The organism is Bacillus crepusculi, assembly GCF_014764715.1.
Taxonomy (GTDB): domain Bacteria; phylum Bacillota; class Bacilli; order Bacillales; family Bacillaceae; genus Bacillus.
This window is the reverse complement of record NZ_JACXXE010000006.1, coordinates 113,873-127,064: the sequence shown is the minus strand read 5'-3', so window position 1 is coordinate 127,064 and position 13,192 is coordinate 113,873. Positions and strand designations below refer to the sequence as shown.

At 41.1% G+C, this 13,192-nt stretch carries 16 protein-coding genes; 2 read left to right on the top strand and 14 right to left on the bottom strand.

The features are described 5' to 3' along the window. Nucleotides 1-106: 106 nt before the first annotated feature. The 6 genes from IEE86_RS12300 to IEE86_RS12275 all read right to left on the bottom strand — a co-directional run bounded on the left by IEE86_RS12300 (nt 107) and on the right by IEE86_RS12275 (nt 6,964). Nucleotides 107-1,147, bottom strand: coding sequence for a 2,3-butanediol dehydrogenase (locus IEE86_RS12300; protein WP_191097474.1), 1,041 nt, complete (start codon nt 1,145-1,147; stop codon nt 107-109). Nucleotides 1,148-1,217: 70 nt separating this feature from the next. Further along, nucleotides 1,218-2,438 carry an MFS transporter gene (locus tag IEE86_RS12295; protein WP_191097473.1) on the bottom strand — a complete coding sequence of 407 codons (1,221 nt, stop codon included), beginning with the start codon at nt 2,436-2,438 and terminating at the stop codon, nt 1,218-1,220. A gap of 371 nt (nt 2,439-2,809) precedes the next feature. Continuing rightward, nucleotides 2,810-3,559 carry an SDR family oxidoreductase gene (locus tag IEE86_RS12290; RefSeq protein ID WP_191097573.1) on the bottom strand — a complete coding sequence of 250 codons (750 nt, stop codon included), beginning with the start codon at nt 3,557-3,559 and terminating at the stop codon, nt 2,810-2,812. 82 nt (nt 3,560-3,641) lie between these two features. Continuing rightward, nucleotides 3,642-4,262 (bottom strand): ABC transporter permease, encoded by a 621-nt coding sequence (locus tag IEE86_RS12285; RefSeq protein WP_224740960.1) that lies wholly within the window; start codon nt 4,260-4,262, stop codon nt 3,642-3,644. A 445-nt stretch (nt 4,263-4,707) separates the two neighbouring features. After that, complete coding sequence (gene fdhA, locus IEE86_RS12280; RefSeq protein ID WP_191097472.1) at nt 4,708-5,925, bottom strand: formaldehyde dehydrogenase, glutathione-independent; 1,218 nt, start codon at nt 5,923-5,925, stop codon at nt 4,708-4,710. A 436-nt stretch (nt 5,926-6,361) separates the two neighbouring features. Beyond that, nucleotides 6,362-6,964 (bottom strand): class I SAM-dependent methyltransferase, encoded by a 603-nt coding sequence (locus IEE86_RS12275; protein ID WP_191097572.1) that lies wholly within the window; start codon nt 6,962-6,964, stop codon nt 6,362-6,364. A 267-nt stretch (nt 6,965-7,231) separates the two neighbouring features. Here IEE86_RS12275 and IEE86_RS19685 point away from each other — a divergent pair, with 267 nt between their 5' ends. After that, entirely contained in the window at nt 7,232-7,357 is a 126-nt protein-coding gene (locus IEE86_RS19685; RefSeq protein ID WP_008342643.1) for a YjcZ family sporulation protein, read from the top strand. Nucleotides 7,358-7,400: 43 nt separating this feature from the next. Here the strand turns inward: IEE86_RS19685 and IEE86_RS12265 are convergent, their stop codons facing one another. From IEE86_RS12265 to IEE86_RS12235, 7 genes are all read right to left on the bottom strand, one after another. Next, entirely contained in the window at nt 7,401-7,562 is a 162-nt protein-coding gene (locus IEE86_RS12265) for a hypothetical protein (protein WP_224740973.1), read from the bottom strand. A gap of 166 nt (nt 7,563-7,728) precedes the next feature. Further along, nucleotides 7,729-7,863: a YrzI family small protein gene (locus IEE86_RS12260; protein WP_191097471.1), complete on the bottom strand. Its 135-nt coding sequence runs from the start codon at nt 7,861-7,863 to the stop codon at nt 7,729-7,731. Between the two features lie 442 nt (nt 7,864-8,305). Next, the gene (locus tag IEE86_RS12255; protein ID WP_191097470.1) at nt 8,306-8,536 is read right to left on the bottom strand and encodes a YrhC family protein; all 231 of its coding nucleotides are present in this window, start codon (nt 8,534-8,536) and stop codon (nt 8,306-8,308) included. Between the two features lie 79 nt (nt 8,537-8,615). Continuing rightward, a complete protein-coding gene (locus IEE86_RS12250; protein ID WP_191097469.1) occupies nt 8,616-9,758 on the bottom strand; it encodes a bifunctional cystathionine gamma-lyase/homocysteine desulfhydrase in 1,143 nt (380 codons plus the stop codon). Nucleotide 9,759: 1 nt separating this feature from the next. Then, entirely contained in the window at nt 9,760-10,683 is a 924-nt protein-coding gene (locus IEE86_RS12245; protein WP_191097468.1) for a PLP-dependent cysteine synthase family protein, read from the bottom strand. 46 nt (nt 10,684-10,729) lie between these two features. Then, a complete protein-coding gene (mtnN, locus tag IEE86_RS12240) occupies nt 10,730-11,425 on the bottom strand; it encodes a 5'-methylthioadenosine/S-adenosylhomocysteine nucleosidase (protein WP_191097467.1) in 696 nt (231 codons plus the stop codon). A gap of 16 nt (nt 11,426-11,441) precedes the next feature. Then, the gene (locus tag IEE86_RS12235; protein WP_191097466.1) at nt 11,442-12,083 is read right to left on the bottom strand and encodes a class I SAM-dependent DNA methyltransferase; all 642 of its coding nucleotides are present in this window, start codon (nt 12,081-12,083) and stop codon (nt 11,442-11,444) included. Nucleotides 12,084-12,269: 186 nt separating this feature from the next. Here IEE86_RS12235 and IEE86_RS12230 point away from each other — a divergent pair, with 186 nt between their 5' ends. Beyond that, nucleotides 12,270-12,473 carry a YrzA family protein gene (locus IEE86_RS12230; RefSeq protein WP_008358500.1) on the top strand — a complete coding sequence of 68 codons (204 nt, stop codon included), beginning with the start codon at nt 12,270-12,272 and terminating at the stop codon, nt 12,471-12,473. Between the two features lie 38 nt (nt 12,474-12,511). Here IEE86_RS12230 and IEE86_RS12225 read toward each other — a convergent pair whose 3' ends face one another. Then, nucleotides 12,512-13,177: a YrrS family protein gene (locus tag IEE86_RS12225; RefSeq protein WP_191097465.1), complete on the bottom strand. Its 666-nt coding sequence runs from the start codon at nt 13,175-13,177 to the stop codon at nt 12,512-12,514. Between the last annotated feature and the right edge of the window lie 15 nt (nt 13,178-13,192).

Sequence of the window (13,192 nt, the reverse complement as noted above, 5' to 3'; positions counted from 1 at the left end):
CTTATCACTATTCAATCGCAGCCCTCGTTATGAAGATGACCAGGCATCACACCAAACGCAAAAAAAAAAGGGAATGGCTGCTTATGCCATTCCCTTTGCTGTCTTACTATTCAGCACTGACTAAAATTTTCACTTGATCTTTTTCATTGATTAAAGCGTGGAAGCCATCCTCGATCACATCGTCCAGCTTGATTTTTTTCGTGACGAGTGTTTCTGCGGAGAAATAGCCTTTTCTCATTAAGTTTAATACAGATGGGAATACATCTCTATAGCCGATAATTCCTTTGACTGTACGTTCTTTAATGACAATGTCATTCGGCAGGATTTCTGCGCCTTTTTCCCAAATACTCACAATGACTGTTTCGCCTGAAATTCTAGTTGATTGGATTGCTTGCTTCAATACAACAGGTACACCTGTCACTTCAAAAGAAACATCGACCCCGCCGTTTGTACGGCGTGCGATTTCTTGAACAACATCTTCATACTGAGAAGGATCAACAATGATAGCTCCAAGCTCTTTTGCTTTTTCTTGGCGTTCTTTTGATAATTCAACTGCATAAATATCTGTAGCACCAGCTGCTTTTAACGCTTCAATGACAAGTAAGCCAATTGGTCCGCAGCCAAATACAGCCGCTGTATCTCCAGCTTGTACTTTACTAGAACGAACTGCATATAAAGCTACTGCAGAAGGCTCTACAAGCGCGCCTTGCTCATATGATATTTCGTCTGGTAATAAATGAAGTAATTCTTCATCAACTGATACATATTCAGAGAAGCCACCGCCGCCTCCAGCAAGTCCTAAAAAGCCCATGTTTTCATCTAAGTTATAAGCACCTTGATGCCCGTGAGTCGCAAAAATTGGTTCTACAACCACTCGATCGCCTACTTTATAATTGCTCACGCCTTCTCCTACCTCAACAACCTCACCAGAAAATTCATGTCCTAGTGTAACAGGTGCCTTTTCTTTTGTCAGTGGATGAGGCTCATTCACTGGAATGAAGATAGGTCCTCCTAGATATTCATGTAAATCACTACCACAAATGCCGCACCATTTTACTTTTAGTTTCACTTTTCCTGGAGCAACTGTTGGTTCGTCAATTTCCTCTAGTCGAATGTCCTTTTGATCGTGCCAGCGTAGTGCTTTCATTTGTAAGACTCCTTTTCTCATCAATTTAATTAACTTACTTAAATAATGATAACATAATTTTTTTAATTTTCTAAGTAAGATGCACTATCTTTTTGACAGTCAATGGACGAAAAATGACAAAACATAGCAACAGACAGACAAGAAGCATACATATACACCCGGTGATGACAGAAGCTCGTATAGATAAAACATGTGCCAGTCCGCCAGAGATAGCTGTCATGCCAATCGTCAGAATGGCTTCACATAAAGCATAAAAGCTCGCTACCCTCCCCATGACCTCTACCGGGATGTTCGTTTGATAGAATGTCATAAAACCTGTGTTGGCAAATGCTAAAAAGAATGCTAGAACAAAAAAGCCCACAGCCGCTACCAATAATGTACTAGAAAAAGCATAGATCAGATAGCCACAAGCCACAAACAAACTACCGCCCCCAAGCATGATAGAAACAGGCAGCCTCTCGACAATGACCGAATTGAGACAGGCACCTGCGATGATCCCCGCTCCAGCTATACTGACAAGAAGACCATATTCTGTATTGGTTAGCATCAGTACTTCTTTTGCAAAGGCTGTTTCAAGCGAATCAATGGCAGTAGGCAGAACTGTCATGGCAGCAATAAATAACAAATACACCGTCATCACTTGGCTTGACGTCATACTAAATCGAAGAACAAGCTTCACATCCTCCTTTAATATTGAAAGAGAAAAGTCCTTTTTCCCATCGTCTGATTTTGACAAATTCGGTAAACACATCGTTAAAAAAGCAGATATTAAAAGACAGATCGCATTTACATAAATTGAAAAGACAGGTGTACCGATTAGAAATAGAAGCCCCGCTACTGCAGGTCCTAGTAAAAATCCACCCGATTGTAATAAAGATCGAATGGCATTAAACCGCTTGCGGTTATCCGCCGGTATCAGCTCTGTCATATACACCATCGACGCTGGATGAAACATCGCTTGTGCCATATGAATGAGAAACACCGTGACATATACGATCAGCAGGTGTCCTGAAAATAAGGCGACGGGCACACATGCAATCAAAAAAGCCCGGCATATATCTAGACTGATCATCACATTCCGCTGATTGAGCCTGTCAATCAAACTGCCAGACCAGCTATTTGTCAAAAGAGCAGCAGCTGGCCTGATCATATAGACAGCTGTTACAGCAAGCACAGAGCCCGTTTCCTGAAAAATGAGCAGATGGAGGGCAATCATATAAATCCATTCTCCCAAGTTCGCGATCCCGATGGCTCCAAGCAACATACTCATATCCCGCCAATGTTTTTTCATCGTTGTCCCCCCAATTATTTGTCATAAAAAAATCCCGCCCCCAAGACATTTCTGTCTTGAGGGCGGGATTCATTCCGCGTTGCCACCTCAGTTCATTCACCTGTTGCCAGATGAACCTTATCAGGTCATCATTAACCCTTCTCTATAACGGGAGAATGTCGCTGCACCACCATCCGGTAGGAATCCGGTACAGAGCTAAGAGGCTTGGTTCCATAATGCTTCCCAGCTCCTTCTCAGCTCAACGGAGTTCTCTGTATGAGGCAGCCATTATGTACTCTTCTCTATTTGCGCTTTTCCTTTTTATACGATCTTCAGCTGAATTGTTACATATTGTACTTCGCCTTGATCAAAGCGTCAATATTTTTTTCATGTTAATCCGCATAGATCATCTTTTTGGTCATGCCGCCATCAACGACTAAATCTGTTCCCGTCACAAATTGATTGTCTTCATCTGTTAAATAAAAACAAGCTTGCGCAATATCCTTTGGCGTGCCGACTCGATTGGAAAGATGCTGCTGATGGTCGATCTCTCGAAGACTTTTCTCATCCTTCGTTTCAATCCATCCAGGGGAAATGCTATTAACCGTTATGTGATCCTGACTAAAGGAAACCGCTAGGGCATGAGTAAGCGCAGATATTCCGCCTTTTGATGCCGCATACGCTTCCGTATCACGCTCTGACATAGTTGCGCGGGTGGATGAAATGTTTACAATCGCCCCCCCTTTTTGATTCTTTTTTATATAACGTGCCGCTTCTCTTGCACATAAAAAAGTCCCTCTTAGGTTTGTATGCAGCACATGATCCCACTCATCGACCGTTAGTTCATAGGGCGATACTGTGCACATGACACCAGCATTATTGATAAGGATATCAATCGTTTTGCAGCGCTCCGCCGCAAACGACATTAAGTGTTGAATGTCCTTCTCTTGTTTCACATCTGTTTTTTTAAAATAAACTTCAAAGGATTCTTTTCTGAGCTGTTCTTCCAAACGCTTGCCCTTCTCTTCATCTATATCCGCAAGCACCACACGCGCCCCTTTTTTTGCATAGCCACATGCGATGACTTCACCAATTCCATTGGCCGCGCCTGTGATGATGACGGTTTTATGCTGAAAATTCATCATTCATCCAATCCTTTCTCCATGAGATGTTGTCGTTTATCATACCATTTTTTATGCGGTAAAATGTAACGAAACAAAAGGATTAATATGACCTAATACTTTTCAAACCAATGATCATACATACAATCGTAAAAGCAACTAAAACCGCCGTGTCTATTAATAAGATTGAATGATTGACATTGCCGCTCATGATTTCACCAAAACCAGACATCATCCATGTTTGTGGAGTGGCCAACGACATCTTCTGCATAATGTCTGGAACAATATCCAAAGGCCAATAAATACCACCTAGCATGCATGTTCCTACAATGACAATGGCACTAAAGATTTCAGCTTGTTTTTTTGTTTGAGATAAAGTAGCAATCATAAAACCTAAACTCACGACAAGGCCAATAACGAATGACCCAAACAAGAAAATGAGAAGGAGGTTGCCTAAGTACATGTTGAAGAACACAGATAAGACGGTCAATAAAACACCTAATTGTATCCAACCAAGAAGAAAATAAGCAATGAAATATCCAAGTAACACATATATTTTATGGATAGGACTCGAAAGCAATCGTTGCCATGTATAATCTTTATATTCCAAATGAATAGATGACACTGAGCTTGAGATTGCAAACATCATAAACATGATTGTAAAACCAAGTGGCATTAAATTTGGCTGCTGGCTTGCTTGACCATCTAGATTTTCTTCATCCAATGAAATGGTGCCAGCTGGTTTGCGATTTCAATAGACGCAACAGCCTTTTCATTTGATACGAATTCTTTTGCTTCACTTTCAGTCGCCTTTATCCAAAGAAATTTGGTATTCTTTTCGAGAATCTGAAAAATTTCTTGATTCAGTTCACCTTGATTGGGCTCTTAATTTTTCTTGATATCATCTACCTTTAGCAATCAACATCTCTCCCCTATTTCTTCACATAAAGTCATTATACGACTCTTTAAAAATCTCCCTAGTAAATTCCTATCCTATCAACCAAATGATATGGTATGACCTTCAACTAAAGAATAATATTTCCAATTTATATATTTTAACATGATATGAAATACTGAAGAATAGTACAGGTCATTTAAAATAAAACATACAAAAAAAACTTACAAGAGATTCTCTCCTGTAAGTTTTTCTCCAGCTTATTTGAAATGGATCATGATTTAGAAATCATCCCATGCGGGTCAATCACAAATTTCTTCGCTACACCCGAATCAAAGTCACTATATCCTTTAGGAGCTTGGTCAAGGTTAATGACGGTCGCATTGACGGCTTTAGCGATTTGTGCTCTTCCACTTAAAATGGATTTCATGAGACTGCGGTGATATTGCATGACTGGGGTCTGGCCTGTCACAAAGGTATGCGCTTTGGCCCAGCCAAGTCCAATTCGCACTTTCAGTGAACCGACTTTTGCATCCTCATCCACTGCACCTGGATCTTCTGTGACGTAAAGCCCTGGGATTCCAAGTTTACCACCAACTTTTGTAATATCCATAATGGTATTTAAAACGGTCGCAGGTGCTTCTCCCTGATCTCCATGACCTGAAGCTTCAAAGCCGACACAATCGACGGCACAATCGACCTCGGGCTCTCCTAAGATGTTCGTGATTTGTTCGCCGATTCGATCATGCTTTCGTAAATTGATCGTCTCGCACCCAAAGCTTCTAGCCTGCTCCAGCCTTTGTTCATTGAGATCGCCGACAATTACAGCAGAAGCACCAAGAAGCTGTGCGGAATGTGCTGCTGCAAGACCGACTGGCCCTGCACCAGCAATATATACAGTAGAGCCCGGCTTTACTCCGGCCGTATAGGCGCCGTGAAAACCTGTCGGGAAAATATCAGAGAGCATCGTGAGATCAAGTATTTTTTCCATTGCCTGATCTTTGTCCGGAAATTTGAGCAGCTGGAAATCCGCATATGGAACCATGACGTACTCGGATTGACCGCCAACCCATCCGCCCATATCCACATATCCATAGGCGGAGCCAGGACGATCCGGGTTTACATTTAAGCACACATGGGTTTTTTGTTCCTTACACATGACGCAGCGTCCACAAGCAATATTAAACGGAACAGACACGAGGTCTCCTTTATGAATAAACTCCACATCGCGTCCAACCTCAACGACTTCACCTGTAATTTCATGACCAAGGACAAGTCCTGCAGGTGCAGTGGTACGCCCTCTCACCATGTGCTGGTCACTTCCACAAATGTTTGTCGTCACCACTTTTAAAATGACGCCATGCTCACATTTGCGTCCAACATTGGCTTTAGGGACACCCGGGCCATCCTTTAAGACCAAATCAGGGTATCCAATATCCTCAACTGCTACATTTCCTGCTCCTTTATAAACGACACCTTTGTTTCCCGACATGTTCTCATTCCTCCCTTTTTGTTTAAAAATGAAGTCTCTACAATTTTCTCTATCTTTCGACGTTTCCCTGCTTCAAACCACACATTGTTACAAAAAGAAATGAATGATTGTCTACCGGTGAGAGAAAAGTGGTTCTTCCAGTCAAATAAAAAAAGAAAATATTGATAAAAAAGCTAAACATTTGCAGAACGGTGTCGATATAATGAGTAAGCCAGACAGGTATCCTTAATCGACAAACAAATTCCTTATATATACTATCATTCCTTACACACCTGGCTGGCCCCTACATATGAATGAAATACAAAAGGCTCTTCTTATAGGAGCCTTTATTTGTATTTGTGAGCCGTGAATGATGGATTCCATCGCACGCTAAGAGGCTCTTCCGATGAAGAGCCTCTTTTTTAAGTGCTTGTTCATTACCTGGGAAATATTTTCATCATTTTAAAGCTTTGATACAGATGTATGTATCATAGTGATAAACCGAGACGTCTCTAAAGTGATATGCTGAAAATAGGCGGCTGATCTCTTGTTCACTGTACGACGAAAAAGACTGTGAACGTTTTTGTTCCTTTATCAGCTCTTGCCTTTGGAAAGATAAGAATACTTCTCCATCCACTTGAAGGACGCGGTACACTTCCTTCATGACTTGCTCAATATCTTTCAAGTAATAAATGGTCTGCACCGTAAATAATTTATTGAATGATCTGTCTTCAAAAGGTAAATGCTCAGCCTGACCAAGCGTAATGACGGCTTTGTCCTGTTCCACAAGCTTTTTATGTTTTCTTTTTGCATACTTGACCATATGACGAGAGGCATCTACTCCATATACTTTTCCTCGATCAAGTTTTTCTGCTACTTTTGATAATGTCATGCCTCTTCCTGTACCGATTTCTAATATTCGGTCATTTTCTTGTATATTTAATAGTTGAATCGTCCATTCATTGATATTATGATGATTTTTTTCCATATAGCGGGCAACCCATTTTGAGAACAAGCCTTTTGGTTCCCTCATTTGTTTTCCAATCCAGCTTTGAATCAATGTTAACACCTGCTTTGCACCAGTAAATATAACTATTTACGAATTTTGTTACTTTTCATATCGGCTCTCACCTAACAAAAGTTAAGACCTAGTCCTAATTTGTTTGTCCTTTATTAGACGGCACCTTTTCAGAAAATGTTTCGCAAGACGTTAAAAATATTTAATCGAATAGGCGTTTTCATTAATTGTGCTCAGATTGATTTCGTTTTCTGCATGCGCTGCATATTTTATGAATGTATCTTGATTAGATAAAGGTGGTGCTAGATTATGGGCTTTGGCGGTTATTCTGGAGGCTACTGCGGTGGCTACGGTGGCGGTTTTGCAGGCGGATTCGCGTTGCTTGTTGTACTGTTCATTTTGTTAATCATCATCGGTGCAAGCTGGATTTGCTAATGTAAAAGAAGCAGGAAACCAAGACGTTTCCTGCTCCTTTTCTTTAATACCAATAAGTTGGATAATTGTAATTGTACATATAGCGTCTGAGCATTTCCTCTTGCTCTCTTTGCAGTCGGTATGGATTGCCGTACCCGTGCTTTAAGGAATGCGGAATAGACGTATATCCGTGCCCCACTGACGGAAACCTCATATATGGTGACATCGACATTCATTGATCACCTCACAATCTCCTTTTACGGTTATCATATGTGCAGGTGATCAATGTGGAGCGTGTCTAAACCTGGTCCTTCTCCCTAGTGTAACAATCAAGCATTGCCAGCATCATAAACATGTCAATCTCCTCCTTTTCACATTTTTCATTTTTTGCTCTAGTTCATATACTTTAGTTGTTTCTGTTTCATTTCTTCATAAAATGATTCGACTTCTTGTTCGTAAAGAACGGTCTCAATGTCTTTGTATTTACGCTGAATCGTCAATGTAATAAAAAATAAATGGATTGTCATATACGCTCACCTCCCTTCAGTTCGCAGCATGCGAAATAGCCCGCAGATCTTCTTTATCAGTTGACCTGCGGGCACACAAAAATGCAGATCAAAAGACATTGTCTCTCAACCTGCGATGGATGATGCGCATTAAATCCTCGTTTACTTAAACAGTTTTGAAGCGTGAACCGTAATAGGTAAAGGAAGGACACGAGCTCTTCCACAGGCTGATGACATGATGAAATTGTTGGTTGAATTGATCACAAGTAGATACGAATAACATATTCTTCAGCCTCCTTTACGTTTTTTAATTACTTTGTAAGTATATCCAGCAAGCACCATTTTGTAAACCTGTTTTTAGTCATTTAGGTGTTTTTTGTGTTTTTGACTAAATTTCTACAATCATTTTTAGCTGATTGCCCAACCAAAAAAGCCTCCTCAACATATGAGGAGACTTTACGAATTAATCTTCATCTAGTTCTTGTAGCTTCTTTTGAAAAAAGATCGCACGTTTTACACAAAGAAAAGCTGCCAATAAGAACACGCAATCTACTGCCATCATCAGCATTTTTGGAGATGCTTCGATGTGCTGATTAGGTAAGATCGTACCAATATATAAAAAGGTGCTGACAGCAAGCAAAATAAAAGCGTACTGCTTGTAATCTGTCACTAAACCACTCCACTTTTCCTTCACTTGTTTCACCTTCCCGAATTCAATGTCTATTCATAGCTTAACATAGTGAGAGAAAGTGAGGAGCATGTAAATCTATCCATTAAGCTAGTGCATTCAGTCCTTGCTTCATATCATTTAGTAAATCCTCAACATCTTCAATACCGACGGAAATACGAATTAAACCATCTGTGATGCCAAGCTCCTCCCGGCGGTCTTTCGGAATGGACGCATGGGTCATTCGAGCAGGAACAGAAATTAAGCTTTCAACCGCTCCAAGGCTTTCTGCGATCGTAAACAGTTTCAACTGGCTTAAAAATACATCGACATGTTCTTCTTTGCCAATATCAAAAGAGATCATTCCACCGAAGCCTGATGCTTGCGTTTTCGCAAGTTCATGACCTGGGTGTGCACTCAAACCTGGGTAATAAACACGTGTGACCGCTGGATGTTGTTCTAAAAATTCGGCAATTTTCTGCGCATTTTGCTGATGGGCTTCCATTCTTAGTCCAAGTGTTTTCATCCCTCTCATGAGAAGCCACGAGTCCTGAGGTCCAAGAATACCCCCTGTAGAGTTTTGAACGAAGTGGAGTTCTTCTCCAAGCTCTTTCGTTGCTGTCACGACAAGTCCACCTACCACATCACTATGGCCGCCTAAATATTTTGTCGCACTGTGCAGGACAATGTCAGCCCCATATTCAATCGGCTTTTGAAAATACGGTGTGAAAAACGTGTTATCTACAATCATTAAAATGTTGGCTTCTTTTGTAATGCGACTAATGGCTTGTAGATCAGTCATTTTCAGTAACGGATTGGTCGGTGATTCAATGTAAACGGCTTTTGTTTCAGGTAAAATCGCTTTTTTCACCGCTTCAGGATCACTTGTGTCAACAAAGGTCGCCTCAATGCCAATGCGGTTTAGCACCTTTGTGATAACGCGGTAGGTCCCACCGTACACGTCATCTGTCAGGACAATATGATCTCCGCTGTTAAACAGCATCATCACGGCTGTAATAGCGGCCATCCCTGAACCGAATGCGTAGCCGTTTGCTCCTCCTTCGAGATCACGAATAACTGCTTCCAGTGCAGTCCTTGTTGGATTCGCTGTTCTAGAATATTCATATCCTGTATGTTCGCCCGCCTTCGGCTGCTTATAGGTGCTTACTTGATAAATGGGAACAGATACGGCGCCTGTTTTTTCATCACCAGTTGTTCCGCTATGAATCATCATTGTTTTTGGTTTCATTTTATTTTCCTCCCTCATAAATTCCTTTACTTAAATATCGCTCACTGCTGTCAGGAAAAATGGTGACAATGACTGTCCCAGGTGCTGCCTTTTTGGCTTCCTCTAAAGCAGCATATAACGCGGCGCCAGAAGAGCTTCCGAGCAGAATGCCTTCTTTTTCAGCGGCTTCCTTTACCATTCGGAAAGCATCATCGTCACTGACGGTATATATCTCATCAAATAAAGACGTTTCCATATAATCTGGAATAAATTCAAGACCAATTCCTTCCGTTTTATGGGGACCTGGGTTTCCGCCATTTAAAATCGATCCTTCTGGCTCCACAATAACCGTTTTTAACGCCTGATGTTGCTCTTTTAAATAGGCGGCGCACCCTTGAAAAGTCCCTCCAGATCCTGCTCCTGCCACGAAAACATCGATGTTCCCTTGTAAGTCAGACCATAATTCTGGGCCAAGCGTTCTGTAGTAAGTCAATGGATTTACTTGGTTTTTAAATTGTAAAACACAATAGGCATTGTCGAGGCTTGCCTCTAGTTCAAGGGCTCGATCAATCGCACCTTTCATGCCCTCTTGTCTTGGTGTATGAATAATTTCTGCACCAAGCGCTTTCATCAGCTGTTGTTTTTCTTGACTAAAATGCTCTGGTACACAAAAAATGGTACGCAATTGATGCTTCCTTGCGTTTAAGGCAAGCCCAATTCCTGTATTTCCAGCGGTCGCTTCAATAATGGTTCCGCCAGGCCGCAATTTGCCAGATGCCAACGCCTCTCTTATGAGCATGTCACCTAAACGATCCTTAATACTTCCACCTGGATTCATCATTTCAAGCTTTGCATACACGTCAACACCTGCCGGAACCCCAATTCCTGACAGCTTTAGAAGTGGTGTGTGACCAATTAATTCTGTAATATCCTTTATGACAGCCATATGTTTCCCTTCCTTTGCATGGAAAAGAAGGGGGAAACCCCTTCTTTTATTGTGTTTGCTTTATCATACGCAGGACAAGATCTGTTGAGTGAATCGCTGCTTGCTCAAGAAATTGATCAAAGGAGATATTGGATTCTTTCCCCGCAATATCCGATAGCGCACGAACGACAACAAATGGTGTTCCAAAGAGATGACATACTTGTGCAACGGCTGCTGCCTCCATTTCCACCGCATATAGATCTGGAAACTTCTCTCTCACAAACGCTACTCGATCAGGATCATTCATAAACGAATCTCCTGTGGCAATCGTCCCTTTTACGACTTGAATATGCTCGATCTCTAAAGCAGATTCCTCAGCCAGTTTCACAAGCTTTTCATCTGCAACAAAAGCTGCTGGCAATCCTGGCACTTGTCCATATTCGTAATCAAAGATGGTGACATCCACATCATGATGTCTGACATCTGTAGATATGACAATATCACCTACATTTAATGAGTGATGGAAACCGCCAGCCGACCCTGTGTTGATCACATAATCTGGCTGAAAGCGGTCAAGCAGTAGTGTTGTGCTGACCGCGGCATTCACTTTTCCAATCCCGGATTTTAATAAAATCACTTCTTTATCTTCATAAACACCTGTTGTCAATTCACACCCAGCGATGTTTTCTTGTGTGGCATTCTTTAGTTGATCTCTTAAAATCGTGACTTCTTCTTCCATTGCACCTATAACTGCGATTTTCAAATCAAAAAACATCCTTTCATTCCCTTTTCTTCGCCTCTACGATCCAAACAAAATCATTCATTTGATGAAAGGACGTGCTAAAACCTTCTTCTTCGAAGATCTGCTTTAACACATCAATGGATGGATAGTATTCCGTTTCTAAATCCTCTGCAAGTTGGTCAAACCCAGCTGCTTTCGCTTTGTCGATTTCAGCTTGATGCGCTGCTTGATTTTGAAACATTGTATCAGCAAAGACTATTTTACCACCTGATTGCAGGATGTTGCTATAGGTGTGAATGGCTTGTTTTTTTTCTTCGTCCGTTAAATGGTGGAAAGCATATGAGCTGACGATCGTATCCGGCTCAAATGGCGGCGCTGGAAAGGATAAAAAATCCCCATCATGAAATACATTTGGCACCCCTTTTTGAAGAGCCGCTTTCTTCATGGCGTCTGATGGTTCAACGCCAAACACGTTCTTACCTGCTGCAAGCAGCGCCGTCGTCAGGTTCCCCGTGCCGCTTCCAAACTCGAGGACATATTGTCCTGAACGTCGAGCAATCTCTTTTAAAATGGCCGGATATCGGCGAAACACCTCTTCATACTGCTCATCATGACCACTTACAGTGTCGTCATAAGACTCAGCCCATTGATCAAATAAAGAAAGAAATTCACGTCCCATTTTCTTTCCCTCCACTTTATCTATTTATTCCTATGCGTATAGTATGTTTTGTTCCGTCGAACAGTTCCTATCCTATCACAACTTCTGTATCTTTCCTACTAAAAAATACTGGGAGGGGTAGAAAAATATTTGCCCTTTTAGAGGAGAGAGATTAAGATGAATGAAGAGCATGAAGGGGTGAATCAAATGGATTTCCAACTGGATTTTTTAAAGGATAAAATTGAATTTTTTGAGGCAGCGTCTTTAAAAGAGCTTGAACAGAAAATCCAAAAACAAATTGAACATAATCAGGCGATCCTGTTAACTGTTCATTCAGTGAGTCATCAAACGACTGTCATTGATGACCGGATTTTGTATACAGCGGTTGTTCATTTTAAAGCAAATGTCTAAATAAAAAAAGATAGCAAGTCTGCTATCTTTTTTTAGTTTTATTTTAATTTTTCAACCTTCACAGGTTTCCAGCCTTTTTCATCCACCCACGTAATCTCGACGCGGTAGCGTTCACCTGTTGATTTGTCACGGATGGTTCCCTTTGCATCTTGAGGTCCTCCGTTATTTCCTAACCAAATAACTGTCATTTGATCTTCTGAAATTCCAGTCGCATAAGACATGGCTTTGATCATTTCTTTCCAGTCTTGTGAGTTAGAATTATAGGTGGCTGTATGTGAACCGGATTGCTCTGTTCCTACAGGCTCCCAGTCATCGTTTTCGTATGTTTTATCTACATCACTCGTTTTGCCGCCGTCTGTTTCTTTGGCGTCTTTTAACGCATCTTTGCTTGGTTCTTTTTCATCATCCGATTTTTTTGTATCATCGTTTTGATCAGATGAATCCTCTTTTTTGGCATTTGAATCATCGGATGTATCTTTCTTTTGATCTTTCACATCTTCTTCTGAGTTTTGTTTATTTTCACTCGATGCAGGTGCCGTTTTAGAAGGTTCTTTCGCTACATCTGTATCATTTGGTTTATTAAAAATTAACAAACTCGATGCGACAACCAAAATAAGCACCACAACGATACCAATTAATATGTTAAGCACCATATTCGCCTTTCTGCGCTTATCACGATGTTCAAATCGAGAATTTCTACTCAAAATCTCTGCACTCCT

Excerpts from the sequence above, each read along its gene's own strand:
- IEE86_RS12300 (WP_191097474.1), bottom strand. The coding sequence starts at position 1,147 with ATGAAAGCACTACGCTGGCACGATCAAAAGGACATTCGACTAGAGGAA.
- IEE86_RS12295 (WP_191097473.1), bottom strand. The coding sequence starts at position 2,438 with ATGAAAAAACATTGGCGGGATATGAGTATGTTGCTTGGAGCCATCGGG.
- IEE86_RS12290 (WP_191097573.1), bottom strand. The coding sequence starts at position 3,559 with ATGAATTTTCAGCATAAAACCGTCATCATCACAGGCGCGGCCAATGGA.
- fdhA (WP_191097472.1), bottom strand. The coding sequence starts at position 5,925 with ATGTCGGGAAACAAAGGTGTCGTTTATAAAGGAGCAGGAAATGTAGCA.
- IEE86_RS19685 (WP_008342643.1), top strand. The coding sequence starts at position 7,232 with ATGGGCTTTGGCGGTTATTCTGGAGGCTACTGCGGTGGCTACGGTGGC.
- IEE86_RS12265 (WP_224740973.1), bottom strand. The coding sequence starts at position 7,562 with ATGTCACCATATATGAGGTTTCCGTCAGTGGGGCACGGATATACGTCT.
- IEE86_RS12260 (WP_191097471.1), bottom strand. The coding sequence starts at position 7,863 with ATGACAATCCATTTATTTTTTATTACATTGACGATTCAGCGTAAATAC.
- IEE86_RS12250 (WP_191097469.1), bottom strand. The coding sequence starts at position 9,758 with ATGAAACCAAAAACAATGATGATTCATAGCGGAACAACTGGTGATGAA.
- IEE86_RS12245 (WP_191097468.1), bottom strand. The coding sequence starts at position 10,683 with ATGGCTGTCATAAAGGATATTACAGAATTAATTGGTCACACACCACTT.
- IEE86_RS12235 (WP_191097466.1), bottom strand. The coding sequence starts at position 12,083 with ATGGGACGTGAATTTCTTTCTTTATTTGATCAATGGGCTGAGTCTTAT.
- IEE86_RS12230 (WP_008358500.1), top strand. The coding sequence starts at position 12,270 with ATGGATTTCCAACTGGATTTTTTAAAGGATAAAATTGAATTTTTTGAG.